Genomic DNA, 18,751 nt, shown 5'->3' with positions numbered 1-18,751 from the left:
GTGCCCTATTCTTCGAGGTCGGAAGGGGGCAGGTTTGACGCTCTTCGTCGCGCGCGACCGCACGACCACGCTGATCTCCCGCACGGACCCGCGCGTCCCCGGCCGCCGGGTGCCGCGCGCGTGGCGCGCGCTGGTCGAGATCCGCGTCCCGGACGAGCCGCCGCCGGTCGAGCATTCGCTGCCGGTGGTGGCCGGCATCTGGGCGCCGCCGGTGCTGATCGCCGCGGCCGGCGTCTATTACGTCGGCGTCGCGATGGCGATCGCGCTGGCCGTCATCGCCCTGTTCCTGCTCGGTTACGCCGTTCCCGCGATCGCCCGCAGCCGCCCGCGCAAGCCCCGCCCGCCGCTGTCCGCACCCGGCCGGCGCGCGCTCTCGGCCACCGATGCCCGCGATGCCCGCGATGCTCGGGATGCCCGCGATGCACGCGAGACCCGCGTCTTGACCGCCGAGGCCGAGCGGGCCGCCTTCGACCGCTCCGTGGCCATCGCCGACCGCATCAGCGAGACGTGGCCCGCCCTCGGCGACCTGATCGACACCGACGAGGCCGAGTCCCTCCTGGCCGAGTCCCTGTGGGAGATCGCCGGCGCGCGGGAACGCCACCAGGAGCTCGCCGCCGTCCTCGCCGGCCTGACCCGCCCCGACTTCGCCGCGGTGTCCCCGGCCGACGGCACCGCCGAGCGCCTCCGGGCCCAGATCCGCGCGGCCAAGGAGGCCCTCTCCGCGCTGGAGATCGACCTCGCCGCCCGCGACGCCAGCCTGCGCCGGGCCGAGGAGGCGGGCCGCACCTTCATTCGCGAACAGCAGATGCGCGAGGCCATCCGGGCGGCCGAACGCTCCCTGAACACGCCCGTTCACTCCTCGACCGATCCCGCCGCCGAGCTGGCCGAGCACACTCAGGTCGTGCTGACCGCCTACCGCGAGCTGACCGCCTCCCTGACCCCCGACCGCTAGGGCGGGCCTAGACCGACGGCGCGGGCGGGCGCTTCAACTCGGCCAGGCCCTCGGCCAGGCCGCGCAGCCGGTCGGTCGCGTCGACCAGACTGGACAGTGCCGGATGCTTGCTCTCGGCGAGCGGGTGCCCGTCCTCGGCCACGTAGCTGGCGGCCGCGGCGACCAGTTGCTCGTACGCCGTGACGCCCTCGGTGAACTGCTCGGCGAGACCGGCGTGGGACTCCTCGAGCCCGCCGGGGCTGAGCGGGATGGCCCGCTCGACGCTCGCCACCCGCTGCCCGAGATCGCGCAGCCACCGCTCGGCCGTCGCCGCCTCGAGCAGGGCCGCCTCGCCGGGACCGGTCAGGCGGCCGGCCAGGCCGGTGAGGGTGACGGACGCGCGGTCGAGCCGGTCCCAGGCCTGCGCCACCGCCGAGCCGCGCAGGGCGTAACGGGATTTCTGGCGGCGCACCTCGTTCATCACCGTGCGCCCGGCCGGGAACCGCTCGATCGCCGCGGTCAGCCGCTGGCCGGCCAGGGCCGGATCGGGCGCGGGCGGGGCCGGGAGGGCGGCCAGCGCCCGATGGTCGCTCCAGCGCCACCAGGCGAGGGCGACCGAGGAGCCGGCCGCGCCGGCCCAGATCGCGTCGGCGATGCCGATCCCCGAATACGGCGTGAGGACGGCGGTGGCCGCGACCAGACCCCCGCCCAGAACGCTCCAGCGTCGCGCCGAGTTGCGCAGCCGCCTGAGCTTCCGGAAGTACCTGGTCCGCTCGTCCACCGTCGTCCTCCCCGCCCCTAAAAGATCAACCGGCCGCGGTGGTGTCGCCCCGCTTCTGGTTCATGCTGGCGCGGATCTCGTCGAGCCGGGCCACGCTCGCCGGGTCGGAGGCCGGGGCCTGCTCGACGGCGGGCTGGGACGGCGCGGCGCCGAGCTTCTCCCCGGCCATGCTGGCCCGGATCTGCTCGAGCCGCGACGAGCCGGCCATGTCGAGGCTCGACTTCTGCACCTCGAGCATGCGGCCCTCGACCGAGTTCGAAGCGAGCTCGGCCCGGCCCATGGCGTTCGCGTAGCGCTGCTCGATCTTGTCGCGCACCTCGTCGAGCGACGGCGTGTTGCCGGGCGCGGCAAGCGACGACATCGACTCGAGGGACTTGGCCACGGTCTCCTGCATCTTGGCCTGCTCGAGCTGGCTGAGCAGCCGGGAGCGCTCGGCGATGCGCTGCTGGAGCACCATCGCGTTGTTCTCCACCGCCTTGCGGGCCTGACCCGCGGCGGAGAGGGCCTGGTCGTGCAGGGTCTTGAGGTCTTCCATCGACTGCTCGCCCGAGACCAGCTGGGTCGCGAGCGTCTGCGCGGTCGACTCGTACTTCTGGGCCTCGGACTCGTTGCCGTCGGCGCGCGCCTTGTCGGCGAGGACCAGGGCCTGACGCGCCATGCCCTGGAGCTTCTCGACCTCGGACATCTGGCGGGACAGCTTCATCTCCAGCTGCCGCTGGTTGCCGATGACCGCCGCCGCCTGCTGCACGAGGGCCTGGTGCTGCCGCTGCGCGTCCTCGATGGCCTGCTGGATCTGGACCTTCGGGTCGGCGTACTCGTCGATCTTCGCGCCGAAGAGCGCCATCATGTAACGCCAGCCCTTGACGAACGGGTTCGCCATCTCGCGGTATCCCCTCAGTGTCGCTCAAAATCGGTCGCTCAGTCTGCGGCCGCCACCAACAACAAGGCGATGGCGTGAACACCATCGTGACAGCTCGCCGCCACTGTCGTCACGTGACCTCCGGGGGATCTCAGGGTCTCCCCCAACGGTTCGAGGCTACGCCGCGGCACGGCTCAGGGTCGATCCCGTACCGGACATCTAAATGCGCGCAGGGCCGGATCGCCATCATGGCGGTCCGGCCCTGGTGAGACTGCAAACGATCTATGCGGCGTACACCACTTCGCGCTGGGGTTTCCGGGTGGTCCGCAGAGTCGCCTTGAGCGGCGAGTCCTGGCGCACCGAGACGGAGACTTCCCCGTCACGCGCGACCTTGCGGACGGATTCGTCCGTCTTCCCCTCGACCGGAACCAGCACGCCTTCCATCTCCTCGGCGAGCAGCAGCGTGTCGCTGACCTCGCCCAGAACCTCGGAGAGACGCGCGCCGAGAGCATCGCAGATGGCCGCGAGAAGCTCGCTCGACGCTTCCTTCTGGCCGCGCTCGATCTCGGACAGATACCCCAGGCTGACATTCGCGGCGGTGGACACCTCGCGCAGCGTGCGGTGCTGTCCCTGCCGGCGCGCCCGAAGTGCGTCGCCGATAACCCGGCGTAGCAGGACCATGGCACCTCCTCCTGCGGCGGGCCGCCGGCACGCGCCGGAGGCTTCCCGCAACCGTACCCGTTGCCGGCGACGCCGACATCCCGCCCCGCCGAATTCCGGGACTCCCCGGCGGCGAGACCTCGGTCCAACAACCGAGATCACTGGGACATTCCCCAGCTCAGGACGGCGAAGGCGCCTCCTGCAACGTGTCTGAGAGCAGTCTCAGCACACACGTCACACTTTCGGTGCGGATGTCCGCCCGGTTACCTTCCAGTTTCAGCTCGCGGACCGACGATCCGCCGACTCCGGCGACGGCGATGTAGACCAGGCCCGGCGGCTTGCCGTCCTGCGAGTCGGGCCCGGCCACGCCGGTCGTCGCCACGCCCCAGTCGGCGCCGCAGCGCTCCCGGCAGCCGGCGGCCAGGGCCAGGGCGACCTGCGGGTCGACCGGGCCGTGAGCGTCGAGCAGCACCTCGGGGACGCCGGCCAGGGTGGCCTTCAGATCGGTCGCGTAGACCACGAGGCCGCCGCGGAAGACCGTGCTCACCCCGGGGATCTCGACGACCGTGGCGGCGACCAGGCCACCGGTCAGCGACTCGGCAGTGGCCAACGTCTCACCGCGCTCGACCAGCCGGTGCACGGCCGCGGCCGCGGCCAGCCGCGCCCGTTCGAGCTTGTCGTCGACGTCCACGACCCGATCCTAGTGATCGCGGCGCAGCCGCAGAGCCTGGAACAGATAGTCCGCGCCGGTCACCACCGTGACGAGCAGAGCCGCGCCCATCAGCCACGGCCCGACCGCGTCGATCGGGTCGGGCACCGGCCAGAGATACCAGGCGATCGCGGCGATCTGCAGGACGGTCTTGAGCTTGCCGCCCCGGCTGGCCGCGATCACGCCGTAGCGGATGACCCAGAAGCGCAGCGCCGTCACGCCCCACTCGCGGGCCAGGATGACGATCGTCACCCACCACGGCAGGCGGTCGTACGCGGAGAGCAGCACCAGCGCCGTGCCGGTCAGCGCCTTGTCGGCGATCGGGTCGGCGATCTTGCCGAACGACGTGACCAGCGACCATTTCCGGGCGATCCAGCCGTCCACGAAGTCGGTCGCCGAGGCCAGGCAGAAGACCAGGCAGGCGGCGATCCGCGAGCCGGTGCCCTCGAGGCCGGAGGCGACGACGATCGCGACGAAGACCGGGACCAGCACGATCCGCAGGACCGTGAGGACGTTCGCCGGGTTGTAGAGCGAGACGACCTTGGGAGCGGCCGTGGCGGCCGGCTCTTCGGTCACTGCCTTGGCACCGGCGCCGCGTCGATCATCTCGACCGGCACCGCGATCAGGTCGACGCCTTCCGTTGCCGTCACCCGCGCCCGGACCAGGTCACCGGGGCGCAGCGCGGCAAGATCGACAGCTTCGGCCGACGAGACGAGCGTGGTGGAGCCGTCGACCTCGGGCGCCTGGTGCTCGGCCCGGCCCTCGATCTCGCCGCCCCCGACGGTGTCGATCAGCACCTCCACGGTCGAGCCGAGACGCTCCTCGGCCCGCTGGGCGCACAGCTCGTCGGCCAGGGACACCAGCCGGTCGTACCGGCGCTTGATGGTGTCCTCCCGGACCTTGCCCGGCAGCCCGGCCGCCTCGGTGCCGTCCTCGTCGCTGTAGTCGAAGACGCCGACCGCGTCGAGCCGCGCGTCGGTCAGGAACCGCACCAGCTCGTCGACGTCCTGCCGGGTCTCGCCCGGGAACCCGACGATGAAGTTGCTCCGCGCCCCCGCCGAGGGGGCCAGCGCGCGGGCGGTGCCGAGCAGCTCGAGGAACCGCTCGGTCGAGCCGAAGCGCCGCATCCGCCGCAGCACCGGCTCGCTCGAGTGCTGGAACGAGAGGTCGTAGTAGGCCGCGACGCCGGGGGTCGTGGCGATCACCTCGACCAGGCCGGGCCGGGTCTCGGCGGGCTGGAGGTAGCTGGCCCGCACGCGCACGATGCCCTCGACGGCGGCGAGCTGCGGCAACAGCTTCTCCAGCAGGCGGGGATCACCGAGATCCTTCCCGTACGAGGTGCTGTTCTCGCTGACCAGGACCAGTTCCCGCACCCCCGACTTGGCCAGCCACTCGGCCTCGGCCAGCAGCTCCTGGGGGTCGCGGGAGACGAACGCGCCGCGGAACGCCGGGATCGCGCAGAACGAGCACCGCCGGTCGCAGCCGCTGGCCAGCTTGAGCGAGGCGACCGGGCCGGAGTCGAGCCGCCGGCGCAGCACTTTGCGCAGGTGGGCCGGGGTGTGCTCGTCGACGGTGGCGTGCCCGGGGATGACCACCTTGGCCGTCTGCCGCTGCACCGGCGTGATCGGCAGCAGCTCGCGGCGGTCGCGCGGGGTGTGCGCGTCGAAGCGCTCGCCGGCCATCACCCCGTCGAGCCGGTCGGCGATGTCGGCGTAGTCGTCGAAGCCGAGCACGGCCTGCGCCTCGGGGAGGCTGTCGGCCAGCTCGCGGCCGTAACGCTCGGCCATGCAGCCGGCCGCCACCACCTTGGCGCCGGTGTCGGCCGCCGCGAGGAGCGTCTCGATCGAGTCCTGCTTCGCCTTCTCCACGAAGCCGCAGGTGTTCACCAGCACCACGTCGGCGCCCTCGGCGTCGGTGCTGACCTCCCAGCCGCCGGCGTCGAGACGCGCGGCCAATTCCTCGGAGTCGACCTCGTTACGGGCGCATCCGAGGGTTAGCAGGGCGACGCGGCGGGGGGAAGGAGTCGCTGACACTCCGCCAAGGTTACCGGGCGACAACGGGACGCCGTTCCCCCGCACGGACGGTAACCCTCGCGGTTCTCTCGGGCGGGCGCTCGCGGGCCGCGATACTCGGCAGCATGGGCCGCCCGCGCACGCCACCCCGTCACGCCGAGGCGCTGCTGCTGGTGGCGCTGATCACGCTGGCGGTGGCGGCGCGCTGGGCCGGCTGGCGGGTGCGGACGCCGGACATGGACATCTTCCTGATGTGGTGCCGGCAGCTGAACGCCGTGGGTGGCCCGCGCGCGATCGGGGCCGAGGTCGGCAACTACAACGCGCCGTTCGTCTACCTGCTCGTGGTGCTGCTGCATCTGCCGGGGCCGTTGCTGCTCAAGATCAAGGCCACGTTTGTCCTGTTCGACGTCGTGCTCGCGGTCTTCGCGTACCGGATCGTCGCCTTGCGCTTCGCCGGGTTTCGCGTCCCGATGGCCGCCGCGCTGGTCGTGGCGCTGCTGCCGACCGTGGTGATCAACGCGTCGCTGTGGGGGCAGATGGACGCGATGTGGGCCGGTTTCGCGCTGGGCGGAATCTATTGCCTGCAGATCGAGCGGCAATGGGCGGCGGTGGCGATGTGCGCGGTGTCACTCGCGATCAAACCGCAGGGGATCTTCATCTTTCCGCTTCTGCTGCTGCTCGCGCTGGCCGGGCGGCTGCGATGGCGTACGTTCCTGGCGGCGCCCGCCGTGCTGCTGGCGCTCGGCCTGCCCGCGGTGATCGCCGGCCGCGACCCGGTCGAGCTGCTCACCATCTACAGCCCGGCGCGGCAGGCGCACTACATCACGACGCTGACCCAGCGGGCGCCGAGCCTGTACGCCTTCGTCCCGGACGGCACGCACGCCGGCACGATCCGCGTCGTCGGCTACGCGCTCGCCGCCGCCGCGATCCTCCTCACCACCTATGTCCTGATTTTTCGAGAAATAGACGTGGTGGGGGCCGCGACGCTCTTCGCGATCATGGCGCCCTTCACGCTGCCGGGCATGCACGAGCGCTACTTCTTCCTGGCCGACGTGCTGACCGTCATCCTGGCCGTCCATGATCGGCGGCTCTGGCCGGTTCCGCTGCTCGTCCAGGCGGCGTCGCTGCTCTCGTACGAGCCCTATCTGCTCGGCGGCTCGGCCGTCCCCCTGACGGTCCCGGCCACGATGATGCTCGCCGCCCTGGTGATCGTGGGCCGCCGCGTGCTGGCCGACGAGAGAACGATCAGCCGTCGACCCGGAGCTCGGCCAGCGCCTCTTCCAGCCCGTCCGGCTTGACCAGCACCTCCCGGGCCTTGCTGCCCTCGGACGGCCCGACGATCTCGCGCTGCTCCATCAGGTCCATCAGCCGGCCCGCCTTGGCGAAGCCCACCCGCAGCTTGCGCTGGAGCATCGAGGTCGACCCGAACTGGCTCGAGACGACCAGCTCGATCGCCTGGAGCAGCAGCTCGAGGTCGTCGCCGATCTCCTCGTCGATCTGCTTCTTCTTGCTCGGCGGCGCGTCGGTGACACCCTCGCGGAACTCCGGCTCGCGCTGGTCGCGGCAGAACTTGACGACCGCCGCGATCTCCTTCTCCTCGACCCACGCGCCCTGGATGCGGGTCGGCTTGGAGGCGCCCATCGGCAGGAAGAGTCCGTCGCCGCGGCCGAGCAGCTTCTCGGCGCCCGGCTGGTCGAGGATGACCCGGCTGTCGGCGAGGCTGGACGTCGCGAAGGCGAGCCGGGACGGGACGTTCGCCTTGATCAGGCCGGTCACCACGTCGACCGACGGGCGCTGGGTGGCCAGCACCAGGTGGATGCCCGCGGCCCGGGCCAGCTGGGTGATCCGGACGACCGAGTCCTCGACGTCGCGCGGGGCGACCATCATGAGATCCGCGAGCTCATCCACGATCACGAGCAGATAGGGGTACGGCTTGAGCTCGCGCTCGCTGCCCGGTGGCGCGGTGATCTCGCCGCTGCGCACCTTGCGGTTGAAGTCGTCGATGTGCCGCACGCCGTTGGCCGCGAGGTCGTCGTAGCGCATGTCCATCTCGCCGACGACCCACTCGAGCGCGTCCGCCGCCTTCTTCGGGTTGGTGACGATCGGCGTGACGAGGTGCGGGATGCCCTCGTACGCGGTCATCTCCACCCGCTTGGGGTCGACCAGCAGCAACCGCACCTCGTCCGGCGTGGAGCGGGTCAGGATCGACACCAGCAGCGAGTTGAGGCAGGAGCTCTTGCCCGCGCCGGTCGCGCCCGCGATCAGGATGTGCGGCATCTTGGCCAGGTTGGCGACCACGAAGCCGCCCTCGATGTCCTTGCCCAGGGCGACCAGCATCGGGTGGTGATCGCTGGTGGCGGCCCGCGAGCGCAGCACGTCGCCGAGCGAGACCATCTCGGGGTCGGTGTTCGGGATCTCGACGCCGACCGCGCTCTTGCCCGGGATCGGGCTGAGGATGCGCACGTCGGCCGACTTCACCGCGTACGCGATGTTGCGGGAGAGCTGGGTGATCCGCTCGACCTTGACGCCCGGCCCGACCTCGACCTCGTAGCGGGTGACCGTCGGGCCGCGGGTGAAGCCGACGACGACGGCGTCGACGTTGAACTGGTCGAAGACGCCGGCCAGCGCGGCCATGACCTCGTCGTTGGCGCGGCTGCGGGCCTTCGCCGGCGCGCCGGTGGCCAGCAGCGTCGGCGGCGGCAGGTGGTAGTCGCCCTCGAGCGCGGTGATCTCCAGCTGCTCGGCCCGGGTCGGCAGCGGCTGCGAGTGCTCCGGCGGCGTCGGCTTCTTCCGGCTCTTGGGGATCGGGACGACGTCGTGGACGATGTCGTCCTCGATCGCCGGCTCCTCGTCGGGCGGCGCGAGGCCGATGTCGGCGAGCGAGCCCTGCCGGCGGCGGGCGGGCCTCCGGGGCTTGGCCGGCGCCGCGTCCTCCTCCTCACCTTCGAGGCCGAGATCGATGTCGGGCTCGGGCAGCGGCGCCCGGTCGGTCGAGCGACCGGTCAGCACGTCGACCAGGAGCAGCACCCGCTCCGGGATCTTGTTGATCGGCGTCGCCGTGATCACCAGCAGGCCGAAGACGAAGAGCAGGACCAGCAGCGGCACCGCCACCCAGGCGGTCACCGCGCGTTCCAGCAGCGCGCCGACGCCGTACCCGAGCAGGCCGCCGGCCCGCTCCATGGCCACGTCGTCGCCCGGCTGCCGGCTGATGTGCAGCAGCGCCGCGGTGGCCACGAGGATCGCCGTCCAGCCGACCAGCGTGCGCCCGCGGTGCTCGGGGTCGGCCGGGCGGCGCATGAGCCGCACCGCGCCGTAGAAGAGCAGCAGCGGCAGCAGCACCGCGAGCCCGCCGAAGAACAGGCGCACCGCGTCGGCCAGCCACTTGCCGACCGGGCCCGCGCTGCCGGCCCAGACCGCCACGCTGATCAGGATGGCCAGGCCCAGCACCAGCAGGCCGGCGCCGTCGCGGCGGTGCTCGGGGTCGATCTCCTTGGCGGTGGCGGCCTGGCGGCCCACGCCCCGGGCGACCCAGCCGACGCTGTGCGCCACGCCCATCCAGAGCGCGCCGAGGCCACGGCCGACGCCGGTGGCGACCGCCGAGCTCATCGAGGGCCGGGCGCGGCTCGCCGTGGTCCGCCGCCGGGCCGCCGGCGTCGACTTTCGGGGCGCCGGCTTCCGGGCACGGCTCGCCGCGGCGCCACGCGTGGGCGTAGCACGGCCCCGCGTGGTCTTCGCCGGTGGTGTTCGGCCCGCCATGAACACACCGTAGCGTCGATGGGCTCTTCGAACGTGAAGGCGCACCGCGTCCTACTATCGATCAAGTGCAGGAACTGACCCATGAAATGATCAAATCGGTGCTCGACGAGCGGGGCTACGCCTACGCGGTCGACGAGGACGGCGACGTCGCCGGGAACTTCCAGGGCAACCTCGTCTACTTCTTCCAGATCGGCGAGCAGGGCGAGATGCTCCAGGTACGCACGCTGGTCCAGCACTTCTTCGGGATGGACGACGTGACCCGGCTCTACGAGTTCTGCAACTCCTGGAACCACGACCGGCTCTGGCCCAAGGCGTACGTGCACGTCCAGGACGACGGGGTGGTGCACGTGGTCGGCGACGTGATCGTCGACTGGGAGAAGGGCGTCACTCCCGAGCAGCTCGATCAGGTGATGCTGTCCGGGATCGCGACGGGCTCCCAGCTCGCCGACGCCGTCGGCGCACTACGAGAAGACCGGCCCACGAACTGAGCACGACCAGGGCCGCGACCGCCTGCGCGGCCCGCTCGTGACCCACCGGGTAGAAGAGGCCGGCCACGTGGTTGGCGAGGAAGCCGCCCTCGTGCGCGGGCAGTCCGGCCCCCGCGCGGGCGCGGTCCTCGACCCAGGTGAGCGGGCAGGGCAGGCTCGCGGCGACCACCAGCACCAGCCAGGTGGCGGCGGCGAGCTGGAACCAGAAGATCCAGGGCCACCGCCACGCGGCGAAGCCGCCGAGCAAGCCCAGGGCCAGGAACGCGAAGTGCAGGGCCACTGCGGCGTACGCGACGGCTTCGTAGAACACGTCTCCACGGTAGAGCGGGGCGGCGCCCTCGGCAGGTTGGGCGCGCCCCGCTCGGCCGCTTACGGGACCGCGATCCCGAGGGTGTACGAGCCCGTGCCGGAGGTTGCCCGGACCACGTACCGGTAGGTGCCCGCGCGCAGGTTCGCGCTCAGGGTCTTGTCGCCGTCCCCGGTCGCCTTGGCCACCGTGCGGAAGCCGCCGCCGGTCAGGCGCTGCAGGAACAGGTCGAAGTCGGCGCCGTCGGGAGCGTCGAGGCAGGCGCTCTGCCGGCCGGCGTTGGCGCGGAAGGCGCCGTTGCCCGGGGTGGCCTGCGCGGCGCCGGCCCGGTTGATCGCACCCTGCCGCTGGACCGGGAGCTGCTCGCAGGCGCTGGTCTGCTCGGCCGGCGGGCTGGTCGGCTCCTCGCTCGGCGGGGTGGTCGCCTCGCCGCCGCCGGTGTCGCCACCGCCGGTGTCGCCGGAGGTCACCAGCGTGAGGTTGTTGGCCGCCAGGATCTCGTTGACCGGCTGGAAGAACGTCTCGCCGCCGACCGTGCAGTCGCCGGAGCCACCCGAGGTGACGCCCTGCGCCTGGTCGCCGGAGAGCCACGGGCCGCCGGAGTCGCCGCCCTCGGCGCAGACGTTGGTGCGGGTCAGGCCGGTGACCGCGCCCTCCGGGTACACCACGGTCTGGTTCTTGGCCTCGATCGTGCCGCAGTGGGTGCCGGTCGTCGAGCCCGAGCGGCAGATCGCGGCGCCCACCGGCGCCTCGGTGCTGCCCGCCACCGGGAGCTCGTTGCCCGCGAAGTCGTTGACCACCGGGCGCGGGGTCCAGTCGCCGTTGACCTCGACGAAGCCCATGTCGGCGTCGCCGGGGAAGACCGAGGCCTTCACCGTGCCCTGGGCCTGCTGGTTGAAGCCGGCCGTCTGGTCGCCGGGCGTGCCGCAGTGGCCGGCGGTCACGAAGCCGCCCTCCACCGAGAAGCCGATCGAGCAGCGGGCGGTGCCGCCGTCGAGCGAGATGAAGTACGGGTCGGCGCCGCGCACGTCGAACAGCGGCTTCGGCGACGCCGTGCTGGTCACGACCGTGACCGCGTCACTCTTGACGCCCGCCTCCGACGCCAGCGACTTCGCCGACGAGGTCTTGCCCGGTTTCGCGACCACGACCAGCTTGTTGGTCTGCACGTCGACGTACCAGCCGGTCACGCCGGCGGCGTCGGCCCGTACGGCGTCGAGCTTCTCCTTCGCCGTGACCAGCGTCTGTTCGCTGCGCTTGACCAGCACCGGCACCGCGCCGGCGGCGCGCACCGTGTCCGCCGCGGCGGGGTCGGTGATCGCGATCTTCAGCGTCGTGCCGTCGGTGGCCAGCCAGGCGCCACCGAAATCGGCGCCGGTCCGGGCCGACAGGGTGGACGAGACCTTGCTCGCCCATCGGGCACGGTTGAGGCGGGCCGTCGCCTGATCGCCGTCCAGTCCGAGGTCGCGCTGCATGGCCGCGAGGATCTGCGGGGCCACACCGGACCTGGTGGAGGCTTTCTTGGCCGACGACGTGGTGCCGGCCATCGACGGCAGGGTGAATGCCACCGCTGCCCCGGCCGCCGCCACGACCGCCGCCGCCACGGCGATCCGTCTGCGCTGCATCTTCCGAACTCCCCTCGACACGGGTGCCGTGGGGGCGGCACCGTGCCCAGAGGTACGGACGTCGTATGCGGAAGGTTCAGACTTCGACGACCGTCGGCACAATCATCGGCCGCCGTCGATACGCATCGTTGACCCAGCGGCCGACCGTACGGCGTACGACCTGCTGCAGTTGATGGGTGTCGGTGATGCCGTCCTCGGCCGAGCGGTGCAGGGCCGCGGTCAGCAACGGGATGACCGGGCTGAACGCTTCCGGGTCCTCGGAGAAGCCCTTGGCCGAGATGTTCGGCTCGCCGACCACCTTGCCGGTCACCGAGTCGATCACCACGGTGGCCGAGATGAAGCCGCCGTCGCCGAGGATCCGCCGCTCGGTGAGCAGCGACTCGCTGACGTCGCCGACCGCGAGGCCGTCCACGTAGACGTACCGGTTCTCGACCCGCCCGACGTGCCGGGCGTGGCCCTCGACCAGGTCGACGACGTCGCCGTCCTCGCAGAGCACCACCCGGTCGGCGGCGACGCCGGACTCGACGCCGAGCTGGGCGTGCGCCCGCAGGTGCCGCCACTCGCCGTGCACCGGCATGAGGTTGCTCGGGCGCACCACGTTGAGCAGGTAGAGCAGCTCGCCGGCCGGGGCGTGCCCGGAGACGTGCACCTTGGCCGTCTCCTTGTGGATGACGGTGGCGCCGGCCCGGGACAGCTGGTTGATCACCCGGTAGACCGAGGTCTCGTTGCCCGGCACCAGCGAGCTGGCCAGCACGACGGTGTCGCCCGGGGCGATCGTGATGTGCCGGTGGTCGCCGGTCGACATGCGGCCGAGCGCGCTCATCGGCTCGCCCTGCGACCCGGTCGACATGAAGACGATCTCGTCGCCCGGCAGGTTCGTCGCCTCGTCGAGGCTGACCAGCAGGCCCTCCGGGATGTGCAGCAGGCCGAGGTCGCGGGCGATGCCCATGTTGCGGACCATCGACCGGCCGATCAGGGCGACCTTGCGGTCGTACTCCCAGGCCGCGTCCATCACCTGTTGCACGCGGTGCACGTGCGAGGCGAAGCTGGCCACGATGATGCGGCCCTTCGCCTTGCCGAAGATCGAGCTGAGCACCGGGCCGATGTCGCGCTCGGGCGCCACGAAACCGGGCACCTCGGCGTTCGTCGAGTCGGAGAGCAGCAGGTCGACGCCCTCGGCGCCGAGCCGGGCGAACCCCGCCAGGTCGGTGATGCGGCCGTCCAGCGGCACCTGGTCCATCTTGAAGTCGCCGGTGTGCAGGACGAGCCCGGCCGGCGTGCGCACGGCGACCGCCAGCGCGTCGGGGATGGAGTGGTTGACCGCGAAGAACTCGCACTCGAACGGCCCGAGCCGCTCGGTCTGGCCCTCGCGCACGGTCAGCGTGTACGGGTCCAGGCGGCGCTCGGCGAGCTTGGCCTCGACCAGCGCCAGCGTGAACTCCGAGCCGACCAGCGGGATGTCCGGCTTGTGGGCCAGCAGGTAGGGCACGGCGCCGATGTGGTCCTCGTGGCCGTGGGTGAGCACGATCGCCTGGATGTCGTCGAGGCGATCGCGGATCGGGGTGAAATCGGGCAGGATCAGGTCAACTCCGGGCTGCTCGACGTCGGGGAAGAGCACCCCGCAGTCGATGACGAGCAGCTTCCCGTCGAACTCGAGCACGGTCATGTTGCGGCCGATGGCCCCGAGCCCGCCGAGCGGGGTGACGCGCAAGGCGCCCTCCGGCAGCGGCGGTGGCGGATCCAGCTCCACGTGAGCTTGACTCATTCGCGTCTTTCTTTTATCAGAGGACGATGCCGGCTTGGGCCGCGTCCTCGCGTAACTGGTCCAGTTCGTTGTCGCCGGCGTCGACCAGCGGCGACCGGACCGGCCCCGCGGGCAGTCCCCTGGCGCGCAGGCCGGCCTTCACCAGCATGGTGCCCGGCGCCCGGAAGATGCCGGTGAACAGCGGCAACGCTTGCCGGTGCAGGCTCAGAGCGGCGGCGACGTCGCCCCGCTCGTACGCCTCGATCATGTCTTTGGCGATCTGACCGGTGAAGTGGGTCGAGGTGCCGACCAGCCCGACGCCGCCGACCGCGAGAAGCGGCAGGGTGGCCGCGTCGTCGCCGGAGTAATACGCCAGGCCGGTGCGGGCGGTGACCCAGGACGAGGCGGTGAAGTCGCCCTTGGCGTCCTTGACCGCGACGATCCGGTCGTGCTCGGCGATCGTGCACATGGTCTCGGTGGCGATCGCCGTGCCGGCCCGGTGCGGGATGTCGTACACCATGATCGGCAACCCGACCGTGTCGGCCACGCTCAGGAAGTGCCGCGCGACGCCGGCCTGCGGGGGCTTGTTGTAATACGGCGTCACGACCAGCAGGCCGTGCGCTCCCGCCTTCTCGGCGGCGTGCGCGAGCTCGACCGTGTGGGCCGTGTTGTTGGTGCCCACGCCCGCGATGATCCGGGCCCGGTCGCCGACCGCCTCGATGACGGCCCGAAGCAGCGTCTCCTTTTCCGCATCGGTCGTCGTGGGCGACTCGCCGGTGGTGCCACTGACGACGAGCGCGTCGTTGCGCTGCTCGTCGACGAGGTAGGTGGCCAGTTTCGCCGCGCCCTCGACGTCGAGGGAGCCGTCCGGGGCGAACGGGGTGACCATGGCGGTCAACAGCCGTCCGAAGGGTCGCGGGTCGTGCGTCATACCGAACAACCTATCGGACGCGCCGCTCAGACGTAGAAAGCGGTGAACGGGGCCCAGGGCAGGTTACGCAGGACGCTCCAGACGCCCCAGACCGCCACGAATGCGATCATCGCCCCCGGACCGACTTTGAGCTGCGGCAGCTTCCAGTTGAACAGCCGCTGACCGGCCCACGCCACGTACATGTACAGCAGGAACGGCACCGCGAACGTGAAGATCGCGTGGTGCCGGGCCGCGGCCGGGATGTCGCCGTGCAGCAGATACCACGCGGCGCGGGTGCCTCCGCAGCCCGGGCAGACGAAGCCGGTGGTGTATTTCAGCAGGCAGGTCGGTGCGTCGCCGGCTCCCGCGTCGGCCGGGTGGGTGGCCAGCGTGTAGGCCACGCCGCCGGACATGCAGGCCAGCATGGCGACCGGCGCGGCCCAGATCGGCGACTTGCTCCAGACGCGTTGCACGAACCGGGTGACCGCGTCCTGCTTGGGTGGCGAATACCACCCCGGGGGGAGCGCCGGACCCTGGATCGGCTCATCAGCCAGCGTCATGGCCGCCACGGTACACCGGCCGGTCCCCCCTCCCGTCCCGTCACGGCAGTGCCCCGAGGGCACTCGACAGCGGGCCGGCGAAGTCGCCCCGGGCCGGCGGCTCGACCGTGTGCAGGCCGAGCCAGCCCGCCAATCGGTGCAGCTCGATGGCCAGGGCGGCCGCCGTCTCCTCCTGGCCGGCGGTCGGCTCGAGCCAGGCGGCCGGGATGCGCAGCACGCCGGCCTTGCGGTCGGCCTTGAGGTCGACCCGGGCCGCGAACCGGTCGCCGAGCAGGAACGGCAGCACGTAGTAGCCGTAGAGCCGCTGCGGCGCCGGCACGTAGATCTCGATCCGGTAGGACAGGTCGAACAGCCGCTCGGTGCGCCCCCGATCCCAGATCAGCGGGTCGAACGGGCTGACCAGCGTGGCGGCCCGCACCCACCGCGGGATCCTCGCGTCGCGATGCAGATAGGCCGCGTGCCGCCAGCCCTGGACCGCGACCGGGATCAGCACCTCGTCGTCGACCAGCTCGTTGACCGCCTGCTTGAAGCCCTCGACCGGCAGCCGGAAGTAGTCGCGCAGCTCGGGCTCGGCCGCCACCCCCAGCGCCCGGGCGGACAGCTCGACCAGGGCCCGGGCCGCGTCGGGGTAGGCCGGGGTCGGCGCGTTGAGCACCGCCGCCGGCAGCACCCGCTCGGTCAGGTCGTAGCGCCGGGCGAACGAGGTCGTGCGCTCGGCCGCGGTCACCTGGCCGGTGAAGAACAGCCACTCGAGCGCTTGCTTGACGACCGACCAGTTCCACCCCCAGTGGTCCTTGCTGCGGGGCGTGTCGTGCTCGATCTCGGCGGCGGTGATCGGGCCGCGGCCGCGCACCTCGTCGAGCACCCAGCGGACCAGGTCGGGCTGCTCCCGCACGATGCGCACCATGCTGCCCCAGGCGAAGTCCTCGGCCCGGGCCATGCGCCAGCGGAACAGCGGCTGGAGGTCGGTGGTGATCAGCGACGCCTCGTGACCCCAGAACTCGAACAGCTCGCGGGGCTTGCGGTAGGCGGCCCGCTCGAGCAGCTCGACCGGGTAGGGCCCGAGCCGGCTGTAGAGCGGCATGAAGTGGGCGCGCTGCAACACGTTGACCGAATCCATCTGGATCAGATGCAGCCGGCGCAGCACGCGGCGCACGTGGCGCATGTCGGTGGCGCCGCCCGGCCTCGTGGACCGGCTCGGCGGGTCGAGGAAACCCTGGGCCGCGAGCGCGATGCGCCGGGCCTGAGCGACGGAGAGCGATTCGGGTGCCATCGATCTGCACGCTAGAGCAGGGGTACGACAAAATCGCGCCATGACCCGCATCCGCCCGCTCACCGACGCGGACATCGACGAGGTGGCCGCCCTGCACATCCGGACCTGGCAGGTGGCGTACGCCGGAATCGTCCCCGCGGACCACCTGGCCGCGCTGGATCCGGCGGCGCGCGCGGCTTCCCTCCGTACGCGCAAAAAGGTTTCGGGTTCGGTGACCTTGGTCGCCGTGACCGACAGCCGCATTTCCGGATTTGCCACCTACGGCCCCTACCGCCTCGACGACGGCGGAACCGACGAGACCGCCGGCGAGCTCTACGCCGTCTACGTCTCCCCCGACGCCTGGGGCCACGGCACCGGCCGCGCCCTGCTCACCGCCGCCCGCGAGGGACTCGCCGCGGCCGGCTTCCCCGACATGCGCCTGTGGGTCCTCACCGAGAACCACGGCGCCCGCCGCTTCTACGAGCGCATGGGCCTGGCCCCCGACGGCGCCACCCAGACGTACACCCCGCGCGGCACCACCGCCGAACTACCCGAAATGCGCTACGCGGTGGCTCTGTAGGCTCGCGGTCATGGCTCTCGGCTTCGTCCGCCCCGCGCGTCCCGAGGACGCCGCCCACATCGCCCGCATCCAGCTCTCCACCTGGCGCACGGCATACCGGCGGATGTTCCCCGCGCACGTCCTGGCCGCCCTCGACGAGGCCTACCTCACCCGAGGCTGGACCGAAGCCATCTCGGCCCCGCCGTCCGCGTCCCACCGCGTGCTGATCGCCGTCGAGCAGGGCGAGTCGGCCTCGGAGATAGTCGGCTTCGCCGCGTCGGGCCCCGCCGACGAGCAGGCCCAGGCCCCCGAGGAGCCACCCTTGCCCGCCGGTTTCGCCGCCGTCACCGACCTGCTGGTCGAGCCCCGCTGGGGCCGCCGCGGCCACGGCAGCCGCCTGCTCTCCGCCGCCGTCGACCTGTGGCGCGAGGACGGCCTGACGCACGCCGTAGCCTGGGCCTACGAACAGGACAAGGCCACCCAGAAGTTCCTGACCTCGGCCGGCTGGGAGCCCGACGGCGCCGGCCGCGCCCTGGACGTCGACGACATGCTCGTCCCCCAGCTCCGCCTGCACGTGGATCTGAGCGCCGAATGACCGCCACGTTCGTCTACGACGGCGACTGCGCCTTCTGCACCACGTGCGCCGACTTCATCGAGCGCCGCATCCCCACCCACGCGCGGGTTATCCCGTGGCAGTTCGCCGACCTCGACGCCCTGGGCCTGACGACTTCGCAATGCGAGGAAGCAGTGCAGTGGGTCGACGCCGAAGCCCGCGCCTCGGGCCCCGACGCCATCGCCCTGCTGCTGCGCGACGCCGGCCGCTTCTGGCACGTCGCGGGCGGCGCCCTCCAGCTGGGCCCGGTGCGCCTGGCCGCGTGGCCGGCCTACCGCTGGGTAGCCGACCATCGCCACCTGCTCCCGGGCGGCACGGCGGCTTGTTCGCTACCGCAAGCTCAGCGGGACCTGCTCTACGGAAAAGAAGCCCCATAACGTACGGGTAAAGCCAGGTCCCGCCGCTTCCGCCCGGCTGCTTGCAACACACCCTCCGCGCACGCCCGCCGGGCTGTCCCGCGTGGTCACCCCGAGCCCTTTGCTCTGCTCACCTATACGCGCGCCCCCTCCTCACCGCCAGACGCGCCGCCCCCCACCACCCGCTACGCGCAGCTCTGCTCACCCATACGCGCGCCGCCGCACGCCCTGCCCTGCCACTCGCTAGGCCCGGCTCTGCTCACCCATACGCGCGCCGCCCCCGCCAACCGCTACGCCCAGCTCTGCTCACCCATACGCGCGGCCTCGCCCCGCCACCCGCGCCGCCTCGCCACTCGCTACGCGCAGCTCTGCTCACCCATACGCGCGGCCTCGCTCCCCGCCACCCGCGCCGCTCGCCAACCACTACGCGCAGCTCTGCTCACCCATACGCTCGGGCGACGTCGGGCACGTTGCCGTAGGGCGCCGGCCGTCAATCCGTCGCATGCCTTTCGCAACAGAGTCGCGCGTATGGGTGAGCAGAGCTGCGCGTCGCGGGCGGCGACGCTGGACGCCACGGACGAAACGCCACGCCCTGCGGACGGCGGCAACGCCACGCCCTGCCGAGGGGAACG

The 18,751-nt window shown here is 72.0% G+C and carries 19 protein-coding genes; 6 read left to right on the top strand and 13 right to left on the bottom strand.

Going from position 1 to position 18,751, the window contains the following annotated elements; translation table 11 throughout:
• Window positions 1-34: 34 nt before the first annotated feature.
• Window positions 35-952, top strand: coding sequence for a hypothetical protein (locus ACZ6TB_RS15935; RefSeq protein ID WP_465554903.1), 918 nt, complete (start codon window positions 35-37; stop codon window positions 950-952).
• A 7-nt stretch (window positions 953-959) separates the two neighbouring features.
• Here ACZ6TB_RS15935 and pspM read toward each other — a convergent pair whose 3' ends face one another.
• The 6 genes from pspM to rimO form a co-directional block, all read right to left on the bottom strand.
• Complete coding sequence (gene pspM / locus ACZ6TB_RS15930; protein ID WP_465554902.1) at window positions 960-1,712, bottom strand: phage shock envelope stress response protein PspM; 753 nt, start codon at window positions 1,710-1,712, stop codon at window positions 960-962.
• Window positions 1,713-1,737: 25 nt separating this feature from the next.
• Window positions 1,738-2,592: a PspA/IM30 family protein gene (locus ACZ6TB_RS15925; protein ID WP_465554900.1), complete on the bottom strand. Its 855-nt coding sequence runs from the start codon at window positions 2,590-2,592 to the stop codon at window positions 1,738-1,740.
• A 261-nt stretch (window positions 2,593-2,853) separates the two neighbouring features.
• Entirely contained in the window at window positions 2,854-3,252 is a 399-nt protein-coding gene (locus ACZ6TB_RS15920; protein WP_465554898.1) for a helix-turn-helix domain-containing protein, read from the bottom strand.
• Window positions 3,253-3,409: 157 nt separating this feature from the next.
• Complete coding sequence (locus tag ACZ6TB_RS15915; RefSeq protein WP_465554896.1) at window positions 3,410-3,922, bottom strand: CinA family protein; 513 nt, start codon at window positions 3,920-3,922, stop codon at window positions 3,410-3,412.
• A gap of 9 nt (window positions 3,923-3,931) precedes the next feature.
• The gene (gene pgsA / locus ACZ6TB_RS15910) at window positions 3,932-4,516 is read right to left on the bottom strand and encodes a CDP-diacylglycerol--glycerol-3-phosphate 3-phosphatidyltransferase (protein ID WP_465554894.1); all 585 of its coding nucleotides are present in this window, start codon (window positions 4,514-4,516) and stop codon (window positions 3,932-3,934) included.
• Window positions 4,513-5,973: a 30S ribosomal protein S12 methylthiotransferase RimO gene (rimO, locus tag ACZ6TB_RS15905; RefSeq protein WP_465554892.1), complete on the bottom strand. Its 1,461-nt coding sequence runs from the start codon at window positions 5,971-5,973 to the stop codon at window positions 4,513-4,515. The genes pgsA and rimO overlap by 4 nt, the downstream gene beginning before the upstream one ends.
• 104 nt (window positions 5,974-6,077) lie before the next feature.
• Between rimO and ACZ6TB_RS15900 the strand changes: the two genes are divergently transcribed.
• Window positions 6,078-7,250: a glycosyltransferase 87 family protein gene (locus tag ACZ6TB_RS15900; protein WP_465554891.1), complete on the top strand. Its 1,173-nt coding sequence runs from the start codon at window positions 6,078-6,080 to the stop codon at window positions 7,248-7,250.
• Here the strand turns inward: ACZ6TB_RS15900 and ACZ6TB_RS15895 are convergent.
• Window positions 7,198-9,708: an FtsK/SpoIIIE family DNA translocase gene (locus tag ACZ6TB_RS15895; protein ID WP_465554889.1), complete on the bottom strand. Its 2,511-nt coding sequence runs from the start codon at window positions 9,706-9,708 to the stop codon at window positions 7,198-7,200. The genes ACZ6TB_RS15900 and ACZ6TB_RS15895 overlap by 53 nt on opposite strands.
• A 65-nt stretch (window positions 9,709-9,773) precedes the next feature.
• Here ACZ6TB_RS15895 and ACZ6TB_RS15890 point away from each other — a divergent pair, with 65 nt between their 5' ends.
• A complete protein-coding gene (locus ACZ6TB_RS15890) occupies window positions 9,774-10,196 on the top strand; it encodes a type III secretion system chaperone family protein (protein WP_465554887.1) in 423 nt (140 codons plus the stop codon).
• Here ACZ6TB_RS15890 and ACZ6TB_RS15885 read toward each other — a convergent pair.
• From ACZ6TB_RS15885 to ACZ6TB_RS15860, 6 genes are all read right to left on the bottom strand, one after another.
• Entirely contained in the window at window positions 10,093-10,506 is a 414-nt protein-coding gene (locus ACZ6TB_RS15885; protein WP_465554885.1) for a DUF2784 domain-containing protein, read from the bottom strand. The genes ACZ6TB_RS15890 and ACZ6TB_RS15885 overlap by 104 nt on opposite strands.
• Before the next feature lie 59 nt (window positions 10,507-10,565).
• A complete protein-coding gene (locus tag ACZ6TB_RS15880) occupies window positions 10,566-12,125 on the bottom strand; it encodes a S1 family peptidase (RefSeq protein ID WP_465554884.1) in 1,560 nt (519 codons plus the stop codon).
• 76 nt (window positions 12,126-12,201) lie between these two features.
• Window positions 12,202-13,890: a ribonuclease J gene (locus ACZ6TB_RS15875; RefSeq protein WP_465554882.1), complete on the bottom strand. Its 1,689-nt coding sequence runs from the start codon at window positions 13,888-13,890 to the stop codon at window positions 12,202-12,204.
• 16 nt (window positions 13,891-13,906) lie between these two features.
• Entirely contained in the window at window positions 13,907-14,800 is an 894-nt protein-coding gene (dapA, locus tag ACZ6TB_RS15870; protein WP_465554880.1) for a 4-hydroxy-tetrahydrodipicolinate synthase, read from the bottom strand.
• A 26-nt stretch (window positions 14,801-14,826) separates the two neighbouring features.
• Window positions 14,827-15,339, bottom strand: a complete 513-nt coding sequence (locus tag ACZ6TB_RS15865; protein ID WP_465554879.1) for a DUF2752 domain-containing protein — start codon at window positions 15,337-15,339, stop codon at window positions 14,827-14,829.
• 40 nt (window positions 15,340-15,379) lie between these two features.
• Window positions 15,380-16,612 carry a winged helix-turn-helix domain-containing protein gene (locus ACZ6TB_RS15860; protein ID WP_465554877.1) on the bottom strand — a complete coding sequence of 411 codons (1,233 nt, stop codon included), beginning with the start codon at window positions 16,610-16,612 and terminating at the stop codon, window positions 15,380-15,382.
• A gap of 40 nt (window positions 16,613-16,652) precedes the next feature.
• Here ACZ6TB_RS15860 and ACZ6TB_RS15855 point away from each other — a divergent pair, with 40 nt between their 5' ends.
• From ACZ6TB_RS15855 to ACZ6TB_RS15845, 3 genes are read left to right on the top strand one after another with little or no spacing between them, the layout of a single operon-like run.
• Window positions 16,653-17,171 carry a GNAT family N-acetyltransferase gene (locus ACZ6TB_RS15855; RefSeq protein WP_465554875.1) on the top strand — a complete coding sequence of 173 codons (519 nt, stop codon included), beginning with the start codon at window positions 16,653-16,655 and terminating at the stop codon, window positions 17,169-17,171.
• A gap of 10 nt (window positions 17,172-17,181) precedes the next feature.
• On the top strand, window positions 17,182-17,745 hold the full coding sequence (locus ACZ6TB_RS15850) for a GNAT family N-acetyltransferase (protein WP_465554873.1): 564 nt from the start codon (window positions 17,182-17,184) through the stop codon (window positions 17,743-17,745).
• Window positions 17,742-18,140: a thiol-disulfide oxidoreductase DCC family protein gene (locus tag ACZ6TB_RS15845; RefSeq protein ID WP_465554871.1), complete on the top strand. Its 399-nt coding sequence runs from the start codon at window positions 17,742-17,744 to the stop codon at window positions 18,138-18,140. Before ACZ6TB_RS15850 ends, ACZ6TB_RS15845 begins: the two co-directional genes overlap by 4 nt.
• Window positions 18,141-18,751 lie beyond the last annotated feature (611 nt).

The sequence above is a fragment of the Actinoplanes sp. NPDC051537 genome (assembly GCF_055586105.1).
The sequence above is the reverse complement of the archived record's forward strand: the minus strand, read 5'-3'. Positions and strand labels throughout refer to the sequence as shown.